This is a genomic window from Pelomonas caseinilytica, from assembly GCF_021353235.1.
Lineage (GTDB): Bacteria > Pseudomonadota > Gammaproteobacteria > Burkholderiales > Burkholderiaceae_C > Pelomonas > Pelomonas caseinilytica.
In genome coordinates, this window is the sequence record NZ_JAJTWT010000013.1 from 91400 (window position 1) to 113682 (window position 22283).

The 22283-nt window shown below is 72.1% G+C and carries 18 protein-coding genes and 1 pseudogene; 10 read left to right on the forward strand and 9 right to left on the reverse strand.

What is annotated here, in order from left to right; genetic code table 11:
• Nucleotides 1–87 precede the first annotated feature (87 nt).
• The 9 genes and pseudogenes from LXT12_RS23035 (at nt 88) to LXT12_RS23070 (ending at nt 11401) form a co-directional block, all read left to right on the forward strand.
• On the forward strand, nt 88–690 hold the full coding sequence (locus LXT12_RS23035) for a hypothetical protein (protein WP_233394646.1): 603 nt from the start codon (nt 88–90) through the stop codon (nt 688–690).
• Between the two features lie 58 nt (nt 691–748).
• Nucleotides 749–2098, forward strand: coding sequence for a TolC family protein (locus tag LXT12_RS23040; RefSeq protein WP_233394647.1), 1350 nt, complete (start codon nt 749–751; stop codon nt 2096–2098).
• Nucleotides 2095–3816: an efflux RND transporter periplasmic adaptor subunit gene (locus LXT12_RS23045; RefSeq protein WP_233394648.1), complete on the forward strand. Its 1722-nt coding sequence runs from the start codon at nt 2095–2097 to the stop codon at nt 3814–3816. The genes LXT12_RS23040 and LXT12_RS23045 overlap by 4 nt, the downstream gene beginning before the upstream one ends.
• A 303-nt stretch (nt 3817–4119) precedes the next feature.
• A complete protein-coding gene (locus LXT12_RS23050) occupies nt 4120–6270 on the forward strand; it encodes a hypothetical protein (protein WP_233394649.1) in 2151 nt (716 codons plus the stop codon).
• 372 nt (nt 6271–6642) lie between these two features.
• Nucleotides 6643–7668, forward strand: a pseudogene (locus LXT12_RS27210) (preprotein translocase subunit SecA); the annotation flags it as partial.
• 54 nt (nt 7669–7722) lie between these two features.
• A complete protein-coding gene (locus tag LXT12_RS27215; protein ID WP_474100267.1) occupies nt 7723–8394 on the forward strand; it encodes a preprotein translocase subunit SecA in 672 nt (223 codons plus the stop codon).
• Nucleotides 8391–9182 carry an efflux RND transporter periplasmic adaptor subunit gene (locus tag LXT12_RS23060; RefSeq protein WP_233394651.1) on the forward strand — a complete coding sequence of 264 codons (792 nt, stop codon included), beginning with the start codon at nt 8391–8393 and terminating at the stop codon, nt 9180–9182. The genes LXT12_RS27215 and LXT12_RS23060 overlap by 4 nt, the downstream gene beginning before the upstream one ends.
• Nucleotides 9183–9303: 121 nt before the next feature.
• Nucleotides 9304–10887: a hypothetical protein gene (locus tag LXT12_RS23065; protein WP_233394652.1), complete on the forward strand. Its 1584-nt coding sequence runs from the start codon at nt 9304–9306 to the stop codon at nt 10885–10887.
• 7 nt (nt 10888–10894) lie between these two features.
• The gene (locus LXT12_RS23070) at nt 10895–11401 is read left to right on the forward strand and encodes a hypothetical protein (RefSeq protein ID WP_233394653.1); all 507 of its coding nucleotides are present in this window, start codon (nt 10895–10897) and stop codon (nt 11399–11401) included.
• Here LXT12_RS23070 and LXT12_RS23075 read toward each other — a convergent pair.
• Genes LXT12_RS23075 through LXT12_RS23100 form a run of 6 tightly spaced genes read right to left on the reverse strand, consistent with a single transcriptional unit; the run spans nt 11370 to nt 16932 of the window.
• On the reverse strand, nt 11370–12833 hold the full coding sequence (locus LXT12_RS23075) for a radical SAM protein (protein WP_233394654.1): 1464 nt from the start codon (nt 12831–12833) through the stop codon (nt 11370–11372). The genes LXT12_RS23070 and LXT12_RS23075 overlap by 32 nt on opposite strands.
• On the reverse strand, nt 12830–13570 hold the full coding sequence (locus tag LXT12_RS23080; RefSeq protein WP_233394655.1) for a prolipoprotein diacylglyceryl transferase: 741 nt from the start codon (nt 13568–13570) through the stop codon (nt 12830–12832). The genes LXT12_RS23075 and LXT12_RS23080 overlap by 4 nt, the downstream gene beginning before the upstream one ends.
• Nucleotides 13567–13821, reverse strand: coding sequence for a hypothetical protein (locus tag LXT12_RS23085; protein ID WP_233394656.1), 255 nt, complete (start codon nt 13819–13821; stop codon nt 13567–13569). The genes LXT12_RS23080 and LXT12_RS23085 overlap by 4 nt, the downstream gene beginning before the upstream one ends.
• Entirely contained in the window at nt 13818–15719 is a 1902-nt protein-coding gene (locus LXT12_RS23090; RefSeq protein WP_233394657.1) for an MFS transporter, read from the reverse strand. The genes LXT12_RS23085 and LXT12_RS23090 overlap by 4 nt, the downstream gene beginning before the upstream one ends.
• Nucleotides 15716–16495: a DUF2145 domain-containing protein gene (locus tag LXT12_RS23095; protein ID WP_233394658.1), complete on the reverse strand. Its 780-nt coding sequence runs from the start codon at nt 16493–16495 to the stop codon at nt 15716–15718. The genes LXT12_RS23090 and LXT12_RS23095 overlap by 4 nt, the downstream gene beginning before the upstream one ends.
• Nucleotides 16492–16932: a hypothetical protein gene (locus tag LXT12_RS23100; RefSeq protein WP_233394659.1), complete on the reverse strand. Its 441-nt coding sequence runs from the start codon at nt 16930–16932 to the stop codon at nt 16492–16494. The genes LXT12_RS23095 and LXT12_RS23100 overlap by 4 nt, the downstream gene beginning before the upstream one ends.
• Before the next feature lie 204 nt (nt 16933–17136).
• Between LXT12_RS23100 and LXT12_RS23105 the strand changes: the two genes are divergently transcribed.
• Entirely contained in the window at nt 17137–17913 is a 777-nt protein-coding gene (locus tag LXT12_RS23105; RefSeq protein WP_233394660.1) for a helix-turn-helix domain-containing protein, read from the forward strand.
• On the opposite strand, the gene LXT12_RS23110 is transcribed toward LXT12_RS23105, so the two are convergent.
• The 3 genes from LXT12_RS23110 to LXT12_RS23120 all read right to left on the reverse strand — a co-directional run bounded on the left by LXT12_RS23110 (nt 17882) and on the right by LXT12_RS23120 (nt 21415).
• On the reverse strand, nt 17882–18577 hold the full coding sequence (locus LXT12_RS23110; protein ID WP_233394661.1) for a CAAX prenyl protease-related protein: 696 nt from the start codon (nt 18575–18577) through the stop codon (nt 17882–17884). The two genes, LXT12_RS23105 and LXT12_RS23110, sit on opposite strands and share 32 nt — an antisense overlap.
• 77 nt (nt 18578–18654) lie before the next feature.
• Nucleotides 18655–20163 (reverse strand): alpha,alpha-trehalase TreF, encoded by a 1509-nt coding sequence (gene treF, locus LXT12_RS23115; protein WP_233394662.1) that lies wholly within the window; start codon nt 20161–20163, stop codon nt 18655–18657.
• Nucleotides 20156–21415 carry an MFS transporter gene (locus LXT12_RS23120; protein ID WP_233394663.1) on the reverse strand — a complete coding sequence of 420 codons (1260 nt, stop codon included), beginning with the start codon at nt 21413–21415 and terminating at the stop codon, nt 20156–20158. The genes treF and LXT12_RS23120 overlap by 8 nt, the downstream gene beginning before the upstream one ends.
• Between the last annotated feature and the right edge of the window lie 868 nt (nt 21416–22283).

Genomic DNA, 22283 nt, shown 5'->3' on the forward strand with positions numbered 1-22283 from the left:
CCCGCCCGCCCCACGCTCCGGGGATGGGCGGGCTCCCGGCCTCTGCCTACGATGGCAGGAATTGCGTCAAAGTTCACAGGCACCTTCATGCTGCACCTCACCCGCTCCTGCTTGTCCGCCCTCGGGCTGGCTCTGGCCCTCGCCGCTGCGCCGGCCTCCGCCGCCACCGTCGAAGCCCGTTTCGGCGCGCTGGACGGCCTGGGCATCGGCCTGGCCAGCGGCGACAGCTTCGAGTACGGCGACCTCGTCAACCCGCAGGCCGACGGCACCGACGACTGGGTGTTCGGCGGCTTCAGCGCCCAGCTGCCCGCAAGCTGGAGCGGCCCGCTGACCGGCGCGACGCTGCAGGTCTTCGCGGGCGGTTGGGGCCTGGACGGCAATGCCGGCGTCTACCTCAACAACCAGTTCATCGGCGAGCTGACCAACGGCGACAGTGGCAGCGACCCCCTCAGCCGCGCCTATCTCGACAGCTTCGACCTCGGCGCCTTCCTCGGCCTCATCGGCATCGACAACACCGTCGAGATCCGCGCCGTGAACCCTGACGACGGCGGCAGCCTCGGCTTCTTCAAGCTCACGCTGCAGACCCAGGACGCCGGCGGCAACACCGTGCCCGAGCCCGACGGCGCGGCCCTGGCCGCCGTGGCCATCGTGTCGGCCTGGCTGGCCAGCCGGCGCCGCCGCCAGGCCTAACCCCGCACAATTGCGGCGCGCCGGCCCTTCGGCCGGCGCTTTTCCATGGCTGCCTCCGGTGCTCATCCGACTCCTCCCGCTGCTGCTGTTCGCCCTGCCGGCCGCGGCCCAGACCCTGCCTGAACTGGCCGCCCGCGCCCTCGATGCCGACCCCGCCGTGCGGGCCAGTGACGCCTCGCTGCGCGCGGCCGAGCAGCGCCTGTTCCAGGCCCGCGCGGCCTACGGCCCCACGGCCAACTTCACCGCCACGGCCAGCAACAACCACTACCGCGAGGCGCCGGCCTACGAGCCGCGGCCCTTCAAGTCCGAGCAGTACGTGGTGCAGGTCAACCAGCCGCTGTGGCGGGGTGCGCTCTACCCGGCCCTGCAGGCGGCGAACAGCCAGCTCGAGCAGGCCGAGAGCGCCTTGCAGCAGGCCCGCCTGGAGGCCCAGCAGCGCCTGGCCGAGGCGGTGCTCGAGGTCTTCAAGGCGCGCGACGTGCTGGCCCACGCCACGGCCCTGCGCGAGGCCTATGCCGAGCAGCTCGCGGCGGCGCGGCGCAGCTTCCAGGTCGGCCGCGCCGCCGCGCCCGAGGTGCGCGAGGCCGAGGCGCGCGTGGACAGCGGCCTGGCCCAGGTGCTGGCCGCCGAGGCCGACCTCGACATGCGCCGCCAGGTGCTGGCCGAGGTGGCCGCCGGCCCCACGCCCACCCTGCTCACGCGGGCCGTCGCGCCCGAGGCCCTGCCGCCGCTGCAGGCCGACGGCGTGCTGGACTGGCTCGCCCGCGCCGAGGTCGACAGCCCGCAGCTGCGCCAGGCCCGGCTCGCGCTCGAAGCCGCCGAGGCCGAGATCCGCAAGGCCTCGCTCGCCCACGCGCCCACGGTGGACCTCAACGCCAGCTACACCCGCTCCAACGACACCGGTACGGTGACCAGCATCTTCCCGCGGCGCGGCAACACCACCGCCGTCGGCGCGACGCTCACCATCCCGCTCTTCGCCAGCGGCGCGACCCAGTCCAAGGTGGTCGAGACCATGGCCCTGCGCGACAAGGCGGCCGGCGAGCTGGACCTCGCCCGCCGCACCCTGGTCATCGGCGTGCGCCAGGCCTTCGTCGCGACGCTGTCGGCGCTGTCGCAGGCCCGGGCGCTGGCCACGGCCGAGCGCTCGCAGGCGCTGTCGGTGCGCGCCAACCAGCGCGGCTACGAGGTCGGCATCAAGACCAATGCCGACGTGCTGGAGGCCCAGGGCAAGCTCTTCGAGGCCCGCCGCGACCTCTCCCGCGCCCGCCACGATGCCTGGGCGAGTTACTTCAAGCTGCGCGCCCTGGCCGGCCAATTGAACGAAGCCGACTGGCAGGCCCTGGACGCCCAGCTCGTGGAGCACCGGCCCGACGAGATCGGCCGCGCGCGGGCCCGGAGCGCCTCGTGAGCAGCGCCGGCGACCACGAGGCCGTGCTGCCGCCGCCTTCGGCGACGCCGCAGGCGGCCGAGCTGGCGCCGGCCCTGGCGCTGTGGCTGCAGCGTCTGCATGCCGCCGGACTGGGCTGCCAGGGCGTGGCCCTGCATGCGGCCGACGCCGCCTGGCGGGCACCCTTCGAGCGGGCCGACGTGGCCGACGCCTGGGCGGAGGCGCGCGCCCGCGTGACGCGCGACAGCCCGGTCGCGCTGGGCCGCGTGCCCAGCGGCGAGCTGCTGGTGGCGACCCACCTGGCCCTGCCCAGCGGCCAGCCGGGCATCGTCGGCGCCCTGCTCAGCCCGCCGCACAACGACCGCAGCCTGCAACTGCTGCTGCTGTCTCTGGGCTGGCTGCAGCTGACGCTGAGCGCCGCGAGCCTCGCCCACAACCAGCGCGCGGCCGAGCTGCTCGAACTCATGGGCCACGTGGCCTCGCAGAAGGAGGCGCGGGCGGCTGCGCAGGACTGGATCAACCGCACGGCCGCCTGGGCGCGGCGCGAGCTGCCGGCCGAGGCCGAGCTGCGGCTGGCCCTCTTCGAGGCGCGGCAGGACCGCGTCCACTGGTGGGTGGCCGCCGACGTGGCCCATGCCGAGGCTGCGAGCGCCGGCGTGCAGGCGGCGGGCGAGATCGCGCAGCGCGCCTTCGTCGAAGGCCGCGAGCTGGCGGAACGCGGCGCCTGGGCCCTGCCGCTGCTGGACCAGGGCGAGGTCGTCGCCGTCCTCATCGCCCAGGGCGACGCTAACGCCGCCGCACAGCAGGTGCTGCGCACCAGCGCCACGCTGGCCGAGCCCCTGCTGCGCCACTGGCGCACGGCCGAGCTGCCGCTGCCGGTGCTGGCCTGGCGGGCGCTGCGCCGCGTGGCCGGCCGGCTGCGCGGCCCCGGCCACTGGGCCTGGAAGGGCGGCGCCGTGGCGGCCGTCCTCACGCTGGCGGTGCTGCTGCTGGTGCCGGTGGATGACCGTGTCACGGCCCACACCGTCATCGAGGGCCGCGCCCGCCAGCTGGTCACCGCGCCCTTCGAGGGCTTCATCGCCGAGGTGCCGGTGCGGCCCGGCGACCGCGTGCAGCGCGGCCAGCTGCTGCTGCGCCTGGACGACCGCGACCTGAAGCTCGAGCAGGCCAAGCTGCGCGGCGAGCGCGACCAGGCCGCCGGCCGCCTGCGCCAGGCCATGGCCGACCGCGAGGCCGCCGGTGTGGCCCTGGCCAGCGCCGAGTTGCAGGGCGTGGAAGGGCAGCTCGCGCTGGTGGATGCCAAGCTCGCGCGGACCCGGCTGGTGGCGCCCATGGACGGCCTCATCGTCACGGGCGACTGGGTGCAGCAGCTGGGCGCGCCGGTCGAGCTGGGCAAGGAGATGTTCGAGATCGCCTCGGAGGGCTATCGCGTGGTGCTGCACGTGCCCGAGCGTGACATCGCCCGGGTGCGCACCGGCCAGCGCGGCGTGCTGCGCCTGTCGGGCCAGCCCCAGGCGGGGCACGACTTCGAGCTCAGCCGGGTGACGGCGACGGCCAGCGTGCAGGACGGCATCAACGGCTTCCGCGCCGAGGCCGCCTGGCTGGGCGAGGTGCCGCCGCTGAGCCCCGGCATGCAGGGCGTGGCCAAGGTCGTCGTGGGCAGCGCCAACCTGCTGACGATCTGGACGCGCGAATCCATCGACTGGCTGCGGCTCAAGCTGTGGCAGTACTGGATTTGAGATGAAACAGCCCCCGGCCCAACCCCGCGCGCTGAACGCGGCGCGTGTCTGGTCCGCCCCCCGCGGGGGCGGCGATGCTCGCGGCTTCGAGCCGCAAGCACATCGCCAGAGCGGGCCGGCTCGGGAGCGGCCCAGCGCTCGGCCCGCAAATACCCCGTTTCATCGGCTGCGGGTGGTGCGCAGCACCATGGGACAACTGAAGTGAAGTCAAAACAAAGCCACAGAGGCACAGAGGCACAGAGGCGGCAGTCCGTTGGCCTCTCTGTGCCTCTGTGTCTCTGTGGCTGTGTTTGAGGGCGCTGCATGCAAGCCCTGCTCTCGGAACACTGGCACGCCCTCAGGCATCTGCGCCCGCGCCTGCGCGACGGCGTGCAGCCCCTGCACCGTCGGCTGCGCGGCAGGCCGTGGGTGCTGTTGTCCGACCCGGTGAGCCAGCGCTTTCACCGCATGACGCCCGAGGTCTGGCGCGTGCTGTCGCTGTGCGACGGCCGGCGCACGCTCGACGAAGTCTGGGACGCCGCCTGCGCCGAGGCCGGCGACCATGGTGCCAGCATCTCGCAGCACGAGCTGGTGCAGCTGGTGTCGGCCCTGCACTCCAACGACCTGCTGCAGACCCAGGTCTCGCCCGACGCCGGCGAAGTCTTCGAGCGCTTCGAGCGCCAGCGCAAGGCCCGGTTCAAGCAGAACTGGCTCAACCTGATGAGCCTGCGCCTGCCGCTTTTCCACCCTGACGCCTGGTTCGAGCGGCAGGCCGGCCTGGCGCGGGCCATGTTCAGCGCGCCGGTCGCGCTGCTGTGGCTGGCCTTGGTGCTGCCGGCCGCCGTGCTCGGCGCCCAGCACTGGCAGTCGCTGACCGAGAACCTGTCAGACCGCGTGCTGTCGGCGAGCAACCTCGTGCTGCTGTGGTTCGTCTACCCCGTCGTCAAGGCGGTGCACGAATGGGCGCACGGCCTGGCCGTCAAGGCGCGCGGCGGCACGGTGCGCGAGATCGGGCTGCTCTTCGTCGTCTTCACGCCGGTGCCCTACGTGGACGCGACCTCGTCCTACGCCTTCGCGTCCAAATGGGCGCGCGCCCAGGTGGCGGCGGCCGGCATCATGGCCGAGCTGGCCCTGGGCGCTGTCGCGCTGTTCGTGTGGCTGGCCGCCGAGCCCGGCCTCGTGACGGCGGTGGCCTACAACGTCATCCTCATCGCCGGTGTCTCGACCCTGCTCGTCAACGGCAACCCGCTGATGCGCTACGACGGCTACTTCATCGCCACCGACCTGCTCGAACTGCCCAACCTGGCGCAGCGCGCCCAGGCCTGGTGGGTCTACCTGAGCGACCGCTGGCTCTTCGGCGCGCGTGACGCCGAGCCGCCGCTGGCCTCGCGCGGCGAGCGCTGGATCCTCACGCTCTACGGCGCCGCGGCGCCGGTCTACCGCTTCTTCGTCACCGTCGGCCTGATCTGGTTCGTGGCCGGCGAATACCTGCTGGTGGGCGCCATCATGGCCGTCGTGGCGGCCTGGCAGGCCCTGGCCGTGCCCGTCTGGAAGGCCTGGCGCCACCTCGAACAGGGCGGCTCGCTGGCGCGCCGCCGTCGCCCGGCCAAGCGGCGGGCGGCCCTGCTCGTCGTCGCGGCGCTGGCCCTCGTCTGCCTGGTGCCCATGCCCTTCCACTCGGTGCATCAGGGCGTGGTCTGGCTGCCCGACGAAGCCCTGGTGCGGGCCGAGGCCGCCGGCCAGATCGGCGCCGTTTCGGCCGCGCCGGGCAGCGTCGTCGCGCACGGGGCGCCGCTGCTGGCCATCGACAACCTGCCGCTGCGCGCCGAGCTGACCCAGGCCGCGGCGGCGCTGGAGCAGACGCGGGCGACGCTGCGGCGCGCCGAGGTGGCCGAGCCGGCCAAGGCCGTCGCCCTGCGCACCGAACTGGAGGCGCGCCAGGCGCGCTACGAGGAGGCGCGCGGGCGCGTCGCCGCGCTGGAGGTCAGCGCCGGCACGGCGGGTCGCTGGGTGCCTGACGCTCCGACCGAGCTGACCGGCCGCGCCGTCAAGCGGGGCGAGCTGCTGGGCTACCTGGTCGCCGGGCCGGCGGACCGCGTGCGCGTGGCCATCACCCAGGAAGACGCCGACCTCGTCAAGCACCGGACGCGGGCGGTGCAGGTCCGCCTGGCGCAATGGCCGCACGCGATGCTCGATGCGCGCGTGCGCCGCGAGGTGCCCGGCGGGGGCTTCGAGCTGGTGTCGCCGGCCCTGGGCTCGACGGCCGGCGGCGAGATCGGCGTGGACCCGGCCAAGGAGGGCGGCAAGCACAGCCTGCGCCGCGTCTTCGACCTCGAGCTGCAGCTGGACCGGCCCTCGCCCAGCGCCGTCTTCGGCGACCGGGTGTGGGTGCGCTTCGACCTCGGCGCCACGCCGCTGGCGGCGCAGTGGTTCTTGAGGCTCCGCCAGGCCTTCCTGGCTCGATTGAGTGTCTGAGGCGCGGCCCATGAATGCAGCCACAGAGACACGGAGGCACAGAGAAGGTGCGCAGCCTGCGCGAGCTGGTGGCCTCTCTGTGTCTCCGTGTCTCTGTGGTTGTGTTTTGGTGGTGGCGCCATGACGGCAGCCGCCGACCTGCGCTGGCTCAGGGCCCTGGCCGGCCCCGAATTCCGCCGCGCCGACACCTTGCGCGACGAGCGCGGCGGCGAGGCGGACGCGCCGGTCGAGCGCTGGTTGCGCGACCTGCCCGGCCGGCTGCCGGTGCGCAGCGAGTCGCCAGCCGGCATCGCGGCGCTGAACGGCGCCATCGCCGCACTGCCGCTGCGCGAGGCCGACGACGAAGAGATCGCCCAGCGGCTGCACGCGGCCATGGCCACCTTGCGTGCCGACGCCAACGACGCTGGCGCCCTCGCGCAGGCGCTGGGCAGTGTCGGCGAGGCCGCGCGGCGGCGCCTGGGCCTGTGGCCGCATCCGGTGCAGTTCGCTGGCGCGCGCACCCTCATCACCGGACGCCTGGCCGAGATGCGCACCGGCGAGGGCAAGACCCTGGTCGCGGCCCTGGCCGCCACGGTGATGGCGGCCAGCGGTGCGCGCGTCCACGTCGTCAGCACCAACGACTACCTGGCCGAACGCGACTGCGAGGAGATGCGCCCGCTGTTCGAGTTCTTCGGCCTCGGCGGCAGCTTCGTCAAGGGCGGCATGGAGCCCGACGAGCGCCGCACGGCCTATCGCCACGCCGTCTGCTACGTCAGCGGCAAGGAACTGGTGTTCGACTACCTCAAGGACCGCCTCGCCGGCCACGGCCTGCTGCCCGCCCGCGTGGCGTCGCTGCGCGGCTTCGTCGGCACGGGCGGGCCCGGGGCCGAGCCGCTCATCCCGGCCCTGCACTTCGCCATCGTCGACGAGGCGGACAGCGTGCTCATCGACGAGGCCCGCACGCCGATGATCATCTCGCAGGAGTCCGAGGGCCTGCACGAGCCGGCGCTGCTGGCCTGGGCCATCGCCGCCGCGCGCGGCCTGCGCGAGGGCACGCATTTCGCGGTGCGGCTCGCGAACCGCGAGGTCGAGCTGACCGCGGCGGCCGTCGACGCCTGCCCGCCGCTGCCCGAGGGCGTGCGGCCGGTCTGGCGGGCGCGGGCCTGGCGCGAGCAGCTGCTGCGCCAGGCGCTGACGGCCCTGCACCTCTACGAGCGCGACCAGCACTACATCCTCGCGCCGGGCGATGAGGCCGAGGACGGGCTGAAGGTGCAGATCGTCGACGAGAGCACCGGCCGTGTGATGGCCGACCGCAGCTGGGAGCAGGGCCTGCACCAGCTCATCGAGGCCAAGGAGGGCGTCAAGCTCACGGCCGGCCGCGACACCCTGGCGCGCATGACCTTCCAGCGCTTCTTCCGCCGCTACTACCTGCTGGCCGGGCTGACCGGCACCGCGGCGGAGGCCGCGACCGAGATGTGGGCCACCTACCGGCTGCGCGTGCGGCGCCTGCCGCCCAACCGCCCCATCCAGCGGCGCGAGCTGCCGGCGCGCTGCTTCGCGAACGCTGCGGCCAAGTGGCAGGCCGTGGCCGACGAGGCCATCGCCGCCGCCGCGCGCGGCCAGGCGGTGCTGGTGGGCACGCGCAGCGTCGAGGCCAGCGAAGCGGTGGCGGCGGTGTTCGCCGCGCGCGGCGTCGAGGCCACCGTGCTGAACGCGCGCCAGGACGCCGAGGAGGCCGCCATCGTCGCGGCGGCGGGCGCCTCGGGCCGCATCACCATCGCCACCAACATGGCCGGCCGCGGCACCGACATCAAGCCCGATGCCGAGGCCCTGGCCGCGGGCGGCCTGCACGTCATCCTGAGCGAATACCACGAGTCGCCGCGCGTGGACCGCCAGCTCTTCGGCCGCGCGGGCCGCCAGGGCCAGCCCGGCACGGTGCGGGCGATGGTGGCCGCCGACGACCCGCTCTTCAAGACCCTGCCGGCTCCGCTGCGCGCCCTGCTGGCCCAGGGCCGTGCCCTCGGCCTGGCCGTGCGCCTGGCCCAGCGCGACGCCGAACGCCGCGCCTGGGCCGCTCGCAGGCAGACCCTGAGGCAGGACCGCGAACTCCACCGCATCATCGGCATCGCCGGTAGCACGACATGAAACCGACCTTCCTTCTTGCCCTGCTGACCCTGCCCGCGCTGGCGCAGGACTACGACTGCATGATCGAACCCAACCAGACGGTGGAGATCCGCAGCCCCGTCGTGGGCATCCTGGAGCGCGTGCACGCCAGCCGCGGCGAGGCCATCCGCCAGGGCCAGGTGCTGGTGAGCATCGAGAGCAGCGTGGAGGCCAGCGCGGCGGAGTCGGCCAAGGCGCGCGCCGAGGCCCAGGGCCAGGCCGAACTGTCGCGTGCCAAGGTGGCGGCCCTGCGCGAGAAGGCGCGCCGGCTGCAGGACCTGCTGGCCGAGGACTTCGTCTCGGCCCAGGCGGTGGAGGACGCGCAGGCCGAACTCAAGCTGGCCGAGGCCGAGCTGCAGACGGCCACCGAGAACCACCAGATCGCCCGCCTGGACCACCGCCAGGCCGTGGACCAGCTGCGCCGCCGCCAGATCCTGGCGCCCTTCAGCGGCGTGGTCGTCGACCAGTACCTCTACCCCGGTGCGCTGATGGACAGCAGCGACACCAAGAAGCCGGTGCTCAAGATCGCGCAGACGAATCCGCTGAAGGTGCAGGCCCTGCTGCCGGTCAAGGCCTTCACCCAGGTCAGGCCCGGGCAGGTGGTGAGCGTGACGCCCGAGGCACCCTTCGCCGACCGCGTCATCAAGGCCCGCGTGCGCACCGTCGACCGCGTCGTCGACGCGGCGGCCGGCACCTTCGGCATCGTGGCCGAGATCGACAACGCGCGCGGCGAGCTGCCGGCGGGGCTGCGCTGCCGGGTGAAGCTGTAATTGCCCTCAATAATCGACCGCTGCACGGCGGGGCCAAGACCCCGCCGGCAGGCGCGAGATTCAGGGAGGAGGCGCGATGCAAGCAAGAGTGAGGACGGGTCGCCTGCGCAAGGGTGGGCGCATGGCTTCGTCCAAAGGCCGTCTGCCGCGCGACGCGGCCGTTGAAGACAAGAGGTTGATCGCCACGATCGCGCGCAAGCTGCTGTCCTATGCCGCGGACAACCCGGCCAAGACCTTGTCGCTGACGGTATTGAGCTACGGCGGCGTGCTGCTGCTCTTGTACTTCGCGCGCATCGGCTTCCTGCCCGACGTGAATCTCGAGGCACTGGCTTCGGTGTTGTACGCGGTGGCTCTGCTGGGCCTGCTGCTGGCCGGCTACACCGCGACGACGCTGGTGATGCCGGGCATGTTCCTGGGCTTGTCCAGAGATGGGAACGCAGCGATCGAGGACCACCACGTCTGGCTGGTCGCCGGAGCCGTTGCCGCAGCCTGGGGCCTTCTCATGGTGGGGATCCTGTATGACTGGAACGGATGGTTCTGGTTCCTGACCGCCAGCGCCACGGTCATCTACGCGCTCCTGCTCGCCAGGGAGGCGCGCAAGGCGGAGCGGCCGGCCGAAGCGCCGCCGGGGCTGTTCGGGGTGGCGCGGGCGCCTTGGCGTTGGATGCTGGCTGCCAGCCTGGGCTGCGGTGCCCTGATGCTGCTGCCGCTGGCCTTGCTCTCCATCCTGGGCCTGAATGGCGACATCGCGCGCGCCGACAACACCAAGACCATGCTGTCGCTCGGCATGACGGTGGTCGCCATCGCGGCCGCTGCAGGTCTGCTGGGCTCCATCGAGGAACGTTGGCGCTGGCGCGCGGCCCTGGTCATTGCGCCGGTGCTGCTGTTCTGGGTCAGCGTCTTGCTGGGCAGCTTCTCGGCGATTTCGGTGATCGCGGTAAACCGGTTCGGCCTCGGCGAATATGCCTTCGTGCGCGCCATCGTGTCCGGCAAGACCTGCAAGCAGGTCAACCAGGCCGTGGGGCAGGCGGTGTGCAACGCCGCGACCGAGGACGATGCGCCGACGGCAATCTGCCCGGTTTTGCTTCGCTCGCGGATCGGGTCGCAGGTGGTGCTTGATTTCGCCGGGCTGGCCCTCAAGCTCAAGGGCCCGTCCGGCAACCCCGCTCACCTGGTCTGGTCGACACCGGCCGGACAGATCGTGGCGCCCGAGAATGAACCGCTATTCCGCCGCGTCGTTCTACCCAAGGAGCAGTTGTTGACCTGGTCCAGCCTGCCTCAGCAGGTCTCGTCCGCCACGTCGGCTCCCGCGTCGGAAGCCTTGGCCAGTTGGTTGCCGCCCTCGATGGGCGGAGCAGCACAGCCCAAGGCACAGGCGGACGCGCTGGCCGCCATCTGTGGCCACCCGTCTGCGCCGGCCGCGGCGCCCGACAAGGCCGCCTCCGGCCCGTCGGCGGCGGCCTCAGGCCCGACCCTCATCCAGATCGACGCCAAAGGCAGCGCCTCGCACCAGACGGTCTTGAACCTGACGCTGTCCAATGCGCTGTCGCAGTCGGCCTCGTCGACGTCCGGCGCCGCGGCCAGCAGCAAGGCCCACACCAGGGCGGCCGGGGCGCCGGTCCGCTGTGCGCCCGTGCGCCGCTGCTGCGAGCCGGCCCCGGCCGAGCCGCAGCCGGCGGCCTGCGCCGCTTCTGCGGCACACTGAGACGCCCATGCTCAAGCTCCTCCTCGCCCCGCTGCGCTGGCTCTTGCGCGTCGTCCTCGCGCTGCTCATCCTCTTCGAGGAATGGGGCTGGGAGCCGCTGCGGCGGGCCTTCGCGCTGCTGGCGCGGCTGCCCGTCATCCGCCACCTGGAGACGCTGCTGCGCCGGCTGCCGCCGCGCTGGGCCTTCCTGGTGCTGGTGCTGCCCAGCCTGCTCATCCTGCCCATCAAGCTGCTGGCCGTGTGGCTGGTGGCCCAGGGCCGGGTCGTGCTGGGCGTGGGCGTCATCGTCGCGGCCAAGGTGGGTGGCACGGCCCTGCTGGCCTGGCTGTTCCAGCTCATCCAGCCGGCCCTGATGCAGCTGCCCTGGTTCGCCCGCATCTACGCGCGCTGGACGGCCTGGAAGGCCGAGCTGCTGGCCTGGGTGCGCGCCAGCGCGGTCTGGCGCACGGCGCGCGCCATCAAGCTGCGCGTGAAGCGCCTGTTCAGGCGCGGGCGATCGACACCGTCGGCATGACGGCCTGCCGCCGCTGCTCGCGCTGGGCGTCGATTTCGGCGCGGATCTGCGCGAGCTCGGCCTGGCGCTCGTCGCGGTAGAAGAGGTTGTAGGACTCGAAGGGGATGAGCCGGCCGTCGGGCCGCGCGATGTGGATGCAGCTCTTCTTCAGCGCCCGGATGTCCAGCGACTGCGCGTCCATGAACTGCACGATGAGCACGCGGAAGACGTCGCGGTAGCTCAGCCGCGGCGCGTCCACCCTGGGCAGGCAGCACAGCAGCTCGGACAGGCAGTTGCTCTGGCTCTCGGGCGAATGGTTGGTGGAGAAGAGCTTGAAGACCGACGCCTTCAAGGCCGGGTCGCCCTCGAAGACGATGGTGCTGCGGTCGCCGGAGAGCAGCGTGGTGGCGTCGAGATAGCGGGTCAGCGGCGTGAGGCTGCCGCCGGGCCCGCGCAGCGCGTAGGCCATGGCCAGGGTGTCGGGGTTGCAGGGCACGGGCAGCACGTCGGCCAGCGTGAAGACGCCGCTCTGCTCGGCGATGCGGCGGCGCAGCTCGCTCACCGTGAGCCGGTGCTTCGCCGCTTCATAGGCCTCGACCCGGCCGGCGTTCTGGACGGGCTGCAGCGTCACGCCGCGCACGCACCCGAAGGCCTGGCCGTGGCGGATGACGTCGCCGATCTCGTCGTCGTTGACGCCGCGCTTGACCGTCATCACCAGCGTGGTGGAGATGCCCAGGGCGTCCAGCCGCGCGAGGGCTTCGCCGTGCGGCCGGCGCAGGTCGGCGCCGCGCAGGTCCATCAGCGCCTCGCGCCGCAGCGAGTCGAACTGCAGGTAGACCTCCAGCCCCGGGGCATAGCCCGCCAGCCGCTCGGCGAAGGCCGCGTCCTGGGCGATGCGCAACCCGTTGGTGTTGACCATCAGGTGCTTGATGGGACGGGCTCGTGCCGCATCGAGGATGTCGAAGAACCGCGGATGCAGGGTGGGCTCGCCGCCGGAGATCTGCACGACGTCGGCCTCGCCCTCGCTGGCGACGATGGCGTCGAGCATGGCGACGACCTCGTCCATCGACCGGTGCGTCAGGCGCTCGGGGCCGGAGGCGGCGTAGCAGGTGGGGCAGCGCAGGTTGCAGTGGTCGCTGATCTCGACGATGGACAGGCAGCTGTGCTGCATGTGGTCGGGGCACAGGCCGCAGTCGTAGGGGCAGCCGTAGGCCATGGGCGTGGCGAAGCGCTGCGGCATCTCCGGCGGCTTGACGTAGACCTCGCGGCACAGGCGGTAGTAGTCGGCGTCGTCGCTGACGAGCACGCGCTCGGTGCCGTGGGCGGGGCACCACTTGTCCATGAAGACCTGGCCGTCCTTGACGAGGATCTTGGCCTCGGCCGGGCGCAGGCAGCGGGTGCAGACGGACTGCGTCGTGTCGTAGAAGAGGTAGGGGCGGACTTTGCGGGTCATGGCGTGGCGAGGGTGGGCGACCGCGCGGCGCGCACGACGAGGGGCGCGTAGACGGCCAGGGCGGCGAGGCAGGTCCACCGGATGCCCGACAGGCCGAGCGGCCAGGCCACCGGCACCGGCTTGAGGAACTCCACGCCGAAACGCCACAGCAGGTAGGCGCTCAGGAAGAGCTTGAAGGCCAGGCCCGGCGTGGCGAAGCGGGCGCGATGCAGGGCCCAGCCGAGGGGCAGCACGACGGCGATCTCGTAGAGCTGGGTGGGGTGGCGGCGGATGCCGTCGCCGAAGTCCACGCCCCAGGGCAGCGACGTCGGCAGGCCGTAGGTGTCGTCATGCAGGCCGGCGAGGAAGCAGCCGACGCGGCCGATGGCCAGGCCCACGGCGATGGGCAGCACCATCGCATCGCCGGTGCTGCGCGTCTGGCCGGTCAGCCGTTTGGCCAGTTCGACGCCGATCAACCCGCCCAGCAGGCCGCCGACGATGCTCTGGCCGGGCCAGGCCGGCCGGCCCTGCCACATCGCCAGGGCCACGTCGGGACGCTCGATGAGGAAGACGAGCTTGTTGCCCAGGGCCGCGCCGAGCAGCAGGCCGACAACCACGGCGAAGTTGCCGGGCGCAAGCACGCCGCCGCCGGTGGGCTGCCGCCTCTGCGTGGCGCGCCACATCGCCGCGCCCAGGCTCATGCCGGCCCAGGCGAAGGCGGTGTGCAGCCAGGCGGCGGCGTCCGCGTTGGCGATCAAGGCTTGCGGCGGAACAGCCGGCTCAGCGCCCGTCCGCACACGAAGGCCAGGCCCAACAGTAGGCTGGGCACGGCGATGACGAGGGCGGCGCCGGCGAAGTTCTCGGGCCCGCCCGCGAACATCGCGGGAACCGACATGACGGTGAAGGCCGCGCCGCACAGGCCTGCCGCGCCGAAGCCCAGCGTCGCGATGACGAGGACGGCGATGAGCAGCACGCGGCCGATGGAGGTGGGGGCTTCGGCGTCGCTCATGCCGCGCTCCCTGCCAGCAGGCCCTGGACGCTGGTGCGCAAGGCCTCGGGCGACACGGCAGCGGCCGGCGCCGGCGGCCCGACCGTCAGGTCCACGCGGCTCCAGACGCCGCGCCTCATCGGCTTCACCATGGCATGCCCTCCTTCGACGCGCGAGAAATAACTGCCCCACAGGTTGCCCAGGGCCATCGGGATGACGGGCACGTCGGGCAGGCCCTCGACCAGCTTCATGACGCCGCCCTTGAAGGGCTGCAGCGTGCCGTCGCGGGTGATGCCGCCCTCGGGGAAGATGCAGACCATCTCGCCGTCGGCCAGCACGGCGCGGGCGGCCGTGAAGGCGGCCTCGTAGGTGGCGGGGTCGGCCTTGGCCGGCGCGATGGGGATGGCCTTGGCCAGCTTGAACATCCAGCCCAGCACCGGCAGCTTGAAGATCTGGTGGTCCATCAGGAAGCGGATGGGCCGGGGGCTGGCGGCCATCAGCAGCACGGCGTCGACGAAGCTGACGTGGTTGCACACCAGTACGGCCGGGCCGGTGGTGGGGATGCGCTCGTCGTTGACGATGCGAAAGCGATAGACCAGCCGCGTGAGGATGAAGGCGACGAAGCGCAGCAGGTACTCCGGCACGATGAGGAAGATGTAGGCGGCCACCACCGCGTTGGCGATGCCCACGGCCAGGAAGATCTGCGGGATGCTGAGGCCCGCGCCCAGCATGGCGCCGGCGATGACGGAGCTGGCGATCATGAACAGGGCGTTGAGGATGTTGTTGGCCGCGATGATGCGCGCGCGGTGCGTGGGCTGGGCGCGCAGCTGGATGAGGGCGTACATGGGCACGCTGTAGACGCCGGCGAACAGGGCCAGCAGGGTCAGGTCGGCCAGCACGCGCCAGTGGGCCGGCACGGCCAGGAAGGCGCCGACCGTGTAGGGCTCGGCGGCGGGCAGGCCAGTGGCGGCGAAGTAGAGGTCGATGGCGAACACGCTCATGCCGATGGCGCCCAGGGGCACGAGGCCGATCTCGACGTGGCGCTTGGACAGCATCTCGCACAGCAGCGAGCCGATGCCGATGCCCACCGAGAAGACGGCCAGCAGCAGCGAGGCCACCTGCGGGCTGCCGTGCAGCACCTCCTTGGCGAAGGCCGGGAAGTTGCTGAGGAAGACGGCGCCGAAGAACCACATCCACGAGATGCCCAGCAGGGAGCGGAACACGGCCACGCCCTCGTGGGCGAGCTTGAGGTTGCGCCAGGTCTCGGTGACGGGGTTCCAGTTGATGACGAGGTTCGGGTCGGTCGAGGGGCTGGCGGGGATCGCCTGGGCCGTCACGCGGCCGAGCACGGCCAGGGCCAGGCAGGCCCAGGCCACGTGCTGCGGGCCGACGACGGGCGTGTCCACGAGGATGCCGCCGAGCAGCTGGCCCAGCAGGATGGCGACGAAGGTGCCCATCTCGACCATGCCGTTGCCGCCGGTCAGCTCGCGTTCGCTTAGTTGCTGCGGCAGGTAGGCGTACTTGACGGGGCCGAAGAGGGTGGAGTGCAGGCCCATCAGGAAGACGCAGGCCAGCAGCGCCGGCACGTTCGCCGTGTGGAAGCCCCAGGCGGCGATGGCCATGATGGCGATCTCCAGGCTCTTCACGAGCTGCATCAGCCGGGCCTTGTCGTGCTTGTCGGCGAGCTGGCCGCTGGTGGCCGAGAACAGCACGTAGGGCAGGATGAAGAGGGCGCCGATGACCAGGCCGGCCATCTTGGCCGGCAGCCATTCCAGCTGCAGCTGGTAGGTGATCATCAGCGTGAAGGCGAACTTGAAGACGTTGTCGTTCGCCGCGCCGAGGAACTGAGTCCAGAAGAAGGGCGCGAAGCGGCGTTGGCCCAGCAGGGCGAACTGGTTGGGATGACCTTCGTGGCTCATGGCTGTGGGACCCGTTGCGGAGGTTCGGAGAGTTGGGCGCGCGGCAGCCACGCGAACATCGAGTCCACGGTGACCGTGTCGATGTGGTCGCTGAAGCGCCGGGCGCTGGGATGATCGTCGAAGGCGATGTTGGCGCGCGTGAGCCGCCCGCCCAGGCGGGTCAAGGCCGACAGGTGCAGGTCGGTGGGCTGGTAGCCCTGGCTGCGCAGCCAGTCCTGGGCGGCGCGGCGGCTGGCGATGCCGGGCGCGGCGGCGCCGGCCAGGGTCTCGAGCACCCATTGGTTGCTCTGCTGGTAGGTGGTGCCGAAGGCATAGGCCACCATGCTGTAGCGCCGTTCGTGGAAGCGCGCGACGCGGGCGTTGTCGGCCAGCACGGGCAGCAGGGCCTGCTGCAGCTCGGGCTTGAGCACCACGTAGGCGGCGTCGTAGCGGTAGGGCCGGTCGAGGAAGAACTCCCCGAGGCCCTGGCGGTACAGGCCGGCGTGGTCGCTGCCGCAGTCGTTGAGCTTGTGCATGACGCGCCAGGCGCCTGCGGCGGCGTCCTTGTAGACGAAGCCCAGGTGGGACCACTGCAGGCCGTACTTGGAGAGGTCCTGTCCCGCGCGGGCCAGGACGGCGACCTGCGCACCGCTGGCGTCGAGCTCGCGGGCGGTGGCTTCGGCCAGCGCCAGCCCCTGCTCGACCTGGCGCGGCGTGGGCGGCTTGTCGTCGCAGGGCCGGCCGGCGTGGGCGGCGGTCGCCGCGGCCAGCGCCGCCAGCACGAGGCGCCGCTTCAACGGCTCACCTGCTCGTTGTAGAGCAGGGCCTTGCCGACCTCGTTGGGGATGAAGGCGATGGCCTGGCCGGCCGCGGACAGCAAGGTGCCGGCGCCGATGACCGAGACCGTGACGGCGGTACCCGTGGACACGACCACGCCCTCGGCCAGCTTGCCCGCCGTCCGCAGGCTGATGCGGACGCCGTCCGAGGCGCGCTCCAGCACCCAGACCGTCACGCCGCCGACGACCTCGACACCGACGACGACCAGCGTCACGCCGGCGGAGAAGATGCCCACCGGCACGGCGCTGACGGCCGCGCCGGTGGCGCTGACGGCGCCGACCGAGAGCACGACGGGCGCCAGCGACAGGGCCGCGCTGGCTTCGGAGGGGCCGTCGTGGGCGTCGGCCGGCACGGCCAGTGCCAGGGACAGGGCGGTCAGGGCGAGCAGTCGTTTCATCGTGGGCTCCTGGGACGGCCGCCCGCCGGATGGGGTGGGCGATGGCGTCGGCCGCGATCTTGCGCGATGCGGCAGGCGGCGGCCTCGGGAATAGTTCCGAGGCGCATGCCGAGCGCCGGCCGGTAGCGTGATACGACACCGGCCACCCGGGCCGCACCGCTCTTGTCCGCCGGATGGTGCCGTCATGCGCTACCGTTCGCGTCCATGTCGAGCACCCAATCCCTCGTCGCCCTGATCAAGGCGGAGCTCAAGAGCCAGGGCCTGAGCTATGCCGGCCTGGCCCGCGAGCTCAGCCTGTCGGAGTCCAGCGTCAAGCGCATGCTGGCGCCGGGTGGCGAGATGCCGCTGTCACGGGTGGACGAGATCTGCCGCGTGCTCAAGCTGGAGTTCGCCGAGCTGGCCGGCCGGCTGGCGGCCCAGGCGCCCGAGCTGCGCGAGCTGAGCCTGGAGCAGGAGCGGGCCGTGGTGGCCTCGCCGGTGCTGCTGCTCGTCGCCATCTGCTGCCTCAGCCACTGGGCGCTGGAGGACGTGCTGGCGCGCTACCGCGTCGGCGAGGCGGAGGCCGTCGCGGCGCTGGTGCAGCTGGACCGCCTGGGCGTCATCGAGCTGCGGCCCCACAACCGCTACCGGCTCAAGGTGGCCAAGACCCTGCGCTGGCGGCCACAGGGGCCGGTGATGCAGTTCTTCCGCGAGCGTGTGATGGCCGACTTCTTCGCCGGCGGCTTCGATGGCGAGGGCGAGCTGCTGACGCTGGTGCATGGCGAGTTCGGCGCCGGCCATGCGCGCGAGCTGGCCGAGCGGCTGCAGCGCGCCGCCGACGACTTCGCCCGCCAGCACCTGCTGGACCAGAGGCTGCCGTCCGCCGAGAAGCGGCCCTACAGCGTGGTCATCGGGCTGAGGTCGTGGGTGTTCGAGGCGTTCAGGGACCTGGAGCGGCCGGGGCTCGGCCTCACCAGAACTCCCAACGGCCGGTCCAGATGACCCACACGCCCAGCAGGGCGTTGGTCACGGCGTGGGCGATGACGGCGGTCCACAGCTTGCCGCTGCGGCGGTAGAGCCAGGCATAGGCCAGGCCGGCGACGACGGCGGCCAGCCACAGGGTGTGGGCGAGCGTGAAGACGAAGGTCGACAGCAGCACGGCACGCAGACCCACCGTCTGCGGGTCGACGCGTTCGAAGCCGGGATGCTCGACCCAGCGCATCAGGAAGGAGCGCCAGAACAGCTCCTCCATGACGGGCACGACCAGGGCCGCGCCGGCCAGGCGCAGGGCGATCAGCGTCCAGATGGGCTGGCCGGCATCGTCCAGCGGCACGAAGCTGGCCGTGGCGCTGCCGAGCTGCATCCAGGGTGCGTCCAGCCTCACCCACACCGCGAAGACGGCAATGCCGACGACGACGGCCCGGCCCACCTCGCGCGCCTCCGGGAGGTTCTGGCGCGCCAGCTCGCCGTAGCCGCGCCAGTACCACGCCAGCAGCCCGGCGACGATGAGGGTCTGGGCCCCGTAGATCCAGCGCGTGTCGATGCCCAGGCCCGCCGGCAGATAGCCCCGCAGCGCGAGCAGCGCCATGAAGACCACGAAGGGAATGCAGCGGGCGAGGGCGGCGGGGCTGAGCGCGAGCGGGGAGGCGGGCGGAAGGGCGGGCATGTCGGCCGCCAGCTTAGCCGCGCGGGATGACTGCCCGGGGGCTGCGAGGCCCCTAGCTCCGGGGTCTCCCCCAAGCCTCAGGGGGCCTGGAGCAGGCTTTCCTTGAAGGCCACGTAGACGCCGTTGGTCCAGCCGAAGCCGTCCTGGGTCTCGTACTCGCCGCCGCCGCCGGGGCGGTCGCAGGTGACGTCGTACTTCTCCAGCAGCCGGCCGGTCTCGAGGTAGACGCGGTGCACGCTGGCGCACCATCGCTCGGCGATGTCGCGGGCCAGGGCTGCGTGGCCATAACGGGCCAGGCCCTGGGCGGCCATCCATTGCAGCGGCGCCCAGCCGTTGGGGGCGTCCCACTGCTGGCCGGTCGCCAGCGTCGTGGACAGCAGGCCGTTGGCGCCGAGCAGGTGGCGCTGCACCTGGCCGGCCATGGCCTGGGCCTGGGCCGGCGTGGCCAGGCCGAGGTAGAGGGGCACGAGGCCGGCCGCGGTCAGCGGACGCGGGTCGCCTGGGTTGCGCCAGTCCAGGTCGGCGAAGTGGCCCGCATCGGCACGCCAGAACAGGGTCTGCAGGGCCTGGCGGCGCGTGGCGGCGCGTGCCTCGAAGGCCTGCGCCGCCGCGGTGTCGCCGCGGCGGGCGGCGCCCTGGGCGATGGCCTCCTCCAGGCCGGCGATAAGGGCGTTGAGGTCGACGGGCGCGAGAGCGGTGGTCTCGATGGTGGCCATGTCGGCGGGGTCGGCGCACCAGCGGCCGGAGAAGTCCCAGCCGCTCTCGGCGCCGGCGCGCAGGTCGCGCCAGACCTCGGCCGGCGCGCGGCTCGCCGCCGTCCTTGCGGCCTCGGCGGTCAGCACGTCCTCGCGCCAGCTCTCCTCGCGCGGCGTGCAGCGGTCGTCCCAGTAGCGGTTGAGCAGCGCGCCGCTCCCGGTGCGCAGCACGCGCCGGTGGGCCTGGCCGGGCGCGACGGCGGCCTCGCCGTCCATCCAGAAGGCGTGTTCGGCGCGCAGCTCGTCCAGGTGCAGGGCGAAGCCGCCGGCCGGGTCGCTGGCATGCATGAGCTCGACCATCCTGAAGAACAGCGGCGGCTGCGAGCGGCTGAGCATGTAGCTGCGCGTCGCGTTGGGGATGAAGCCATAGGTGCGCAGCAGGTGGGACAGGTTGGCGAGCAGGTCCTCGGCGATGTCGCGCCGGCCATCGGCGAGCAGGCCGTGCATGGTGAAGTAGCTGTCCCAGTAGTACAGCTCGCGGAAGCGCCCGCCGGGCACGAGGAAGGGCCGCGGCAGGGGCAGCAGGCTGTCGCCCTCGCGGGCGGGGCCGGGCTGGCGCACGAGCAGCGGCCACAGGGCGCGGATGTGCTCGCGGATGCCCAGGCGCGGGCCGGCCGGGGCGCTGTGCTCCGGCAGCACGAAATGGGCGTGGACGAAGTCCGCCAGCGAGAAGCCGGGCTGGTGGCGCTCGGCCTCGAAGCGTTCGCGGATGGCGGCCGGGGCGCTGCGCGGGCGCGCGTCGACGAAGCTCTTGCCGTCACCGCAGACGCGGCCCATCTGCACGGCGACGAAGAGCTCGCCGTAGAGCTCGTAGGGAGTGGGATCAGGCATGGCTCAGGTCGCGGCGCAGGCGGGTCAGCGCGAAGGCGAGGGCAGCGGTGGGAACGAGGAGGAGGCCGAAGGCGGTGGTGCCGTCGAAGGCGACGAAGAGGCGGCCGGTGATGAAGCTGCCGAGCGTGCCGCCCAGCGCGGAGAAGACGACGATCAGGCCCGTCATGGCGGCGTGCTGGCGCTGCGGCAGGGCGCTGAGCATGGCCGAGTTGATGGCCGGGTAGATGGGCGCCAGCAGCAGTCCGGTAGCCGGCAGCAGATAGGCCGCCGCCGGCGCGTGGAGCCAGCCGGCGTCCTCGCCCAGCGCCGGCGCGTGGCCGGCCAGCGGCAGGGCCACGAGGATGAGGGCCGTGATGCCCACGAGGCAGGCCATGACGACGGCATACCAGCCCAGCCGCCCGATGACGGCCGCGCTCGTCAGCCGGCCCAGCGCCGTACTGGCCGGCATGATGACGGCCAGGCCCACGCTCATGGCGGTGGGCAGGTGCAGCACTTCCTTGTTGAAGCTGGGCAGCCAGGTGGAGATGCCCTGCTCGATGAGCACGTAGAGGAAGGCCGACAGCAGGAAGACGACGACCAGGCCCATGCGCAGCAGCGGCGCCATGGCGAGCAGATCCTGGCGCAGGGTGGTGCCCGGCGACTGGATGGGCGCCTCGTCCAGCGGGCTGGCCAGCAGCAGCAGGAAGGCCGCGGCGGCGGTGCCGGCAAGCACGGGGTAGGCGCCGAGCCAGTGCGTGCCCTCGGTCTGCGCGGCGCGGCTGAACAGCAGGAAGCCGCCCAGCACGCCGACCATGAAGAGGCCTTCGAGCAGGTTGGTGAAGCGGGCGTGGCCGGCGCGGCCGTCGGTGACCAGGCCGATCATGGAGTAGGCCGAGACCTTGACCAGGGCGAAGCCGGCGCCGAGGGTGAAGAAGAGCAGCTTGATGGCCCAGAAGGCCGACAGCACCGGCATGGCCAGGCAGGCGGCACCGACGGCGGCGAGGGCCAGCAGCATGGATTTCTTCAGGCCGAGTCTTGGCAGCAGCGAGGCCACCAGGAAGGACGTGACGGCGATGGGCAGGTCCTTCCACGCATCGAGCAGGGCGGCCTCCGTGCGGGGCACGCCGAGTGTCTGCACGACCAGCAGGTTCACCGCGCCGACGCTGTTGAGCAGGGCGCCGAACAGCATGTAGGTGAGGATGATGGCGAGCTTGATGCGGAGGGTGCCGGTGGTGGTGGGCATGGCGGGCGGGGCCAGAGTCGGAGGGGTCATGAAGGATGCCCTTTTAGAGCGGTGCGTTTGGCGGGTCGGGTCGTTCTTGCCAGGAGACTTTGGACTCGCCACGGCTTTGTGTTGGCTGCTTTTGCATCGAGCATTTCGACACGGTGCGGTCTTGTGTGGGTTGCCTTTGCATCGAGCCTTTCGACTCGGTGCACCGCCGCGGGAATCCGCCCCGCGAGGGCGGGTAACTTTCTTCTGTCGCGCCAGAAGAAAGTCACCAAAGAAGAGGCGCTCCAAATCCGGCGCCTTGATGCGTTGAACGCCAAGAAGCACCGAGAAGCGAGCCGCTTCGCTCTCGCTGCTGTCCCTATCCAGGCCACCACAGATCGCACCTTCACGCCGGTTAACGTCGGCTGCACGCCGGGCTCACCAGTGAAGGCACCACATGCGCCGACGCGCCGCCCCAGCGGCGCTTGTATTGCTGCATTGACTCGTGAGCACGGCGTGCAGCCGCGCGTTAGGCGGGCTGGTGGTGGATGGATGGCATTCGGGATAGGGACAGCGGCGAGAGCGAAGCGGGTCGCCTGTGGCCGAGTCCGAGCGCAAGCGCGCCGGGGTGCTCGCTTTAAAGCGCCTCTCTTTTGGTGACTTTTCTCTGGCGCCGCCGACAGAGAAAAGTTACCCGCCCTCGCGGGGCGGATTCCCGCGGCGGTGCAGAGAGTTGCAAAGGCTCTCTGCAAAAGCCACCCGACCAAAGCCAAAGCACCGAGTCGAAAGGCTCTCTGCAAAAGCCACCCGACCAAAGCCAAAGCACCGAGTCGAAAGGCTCTCAGCAAAAGCAACCCGACCAAAGCCGCACCGAGTCGAAAGGCTCTCAGCAAGAGCAACCCGACCAGCACCGCACCGCGTCCCAACACCC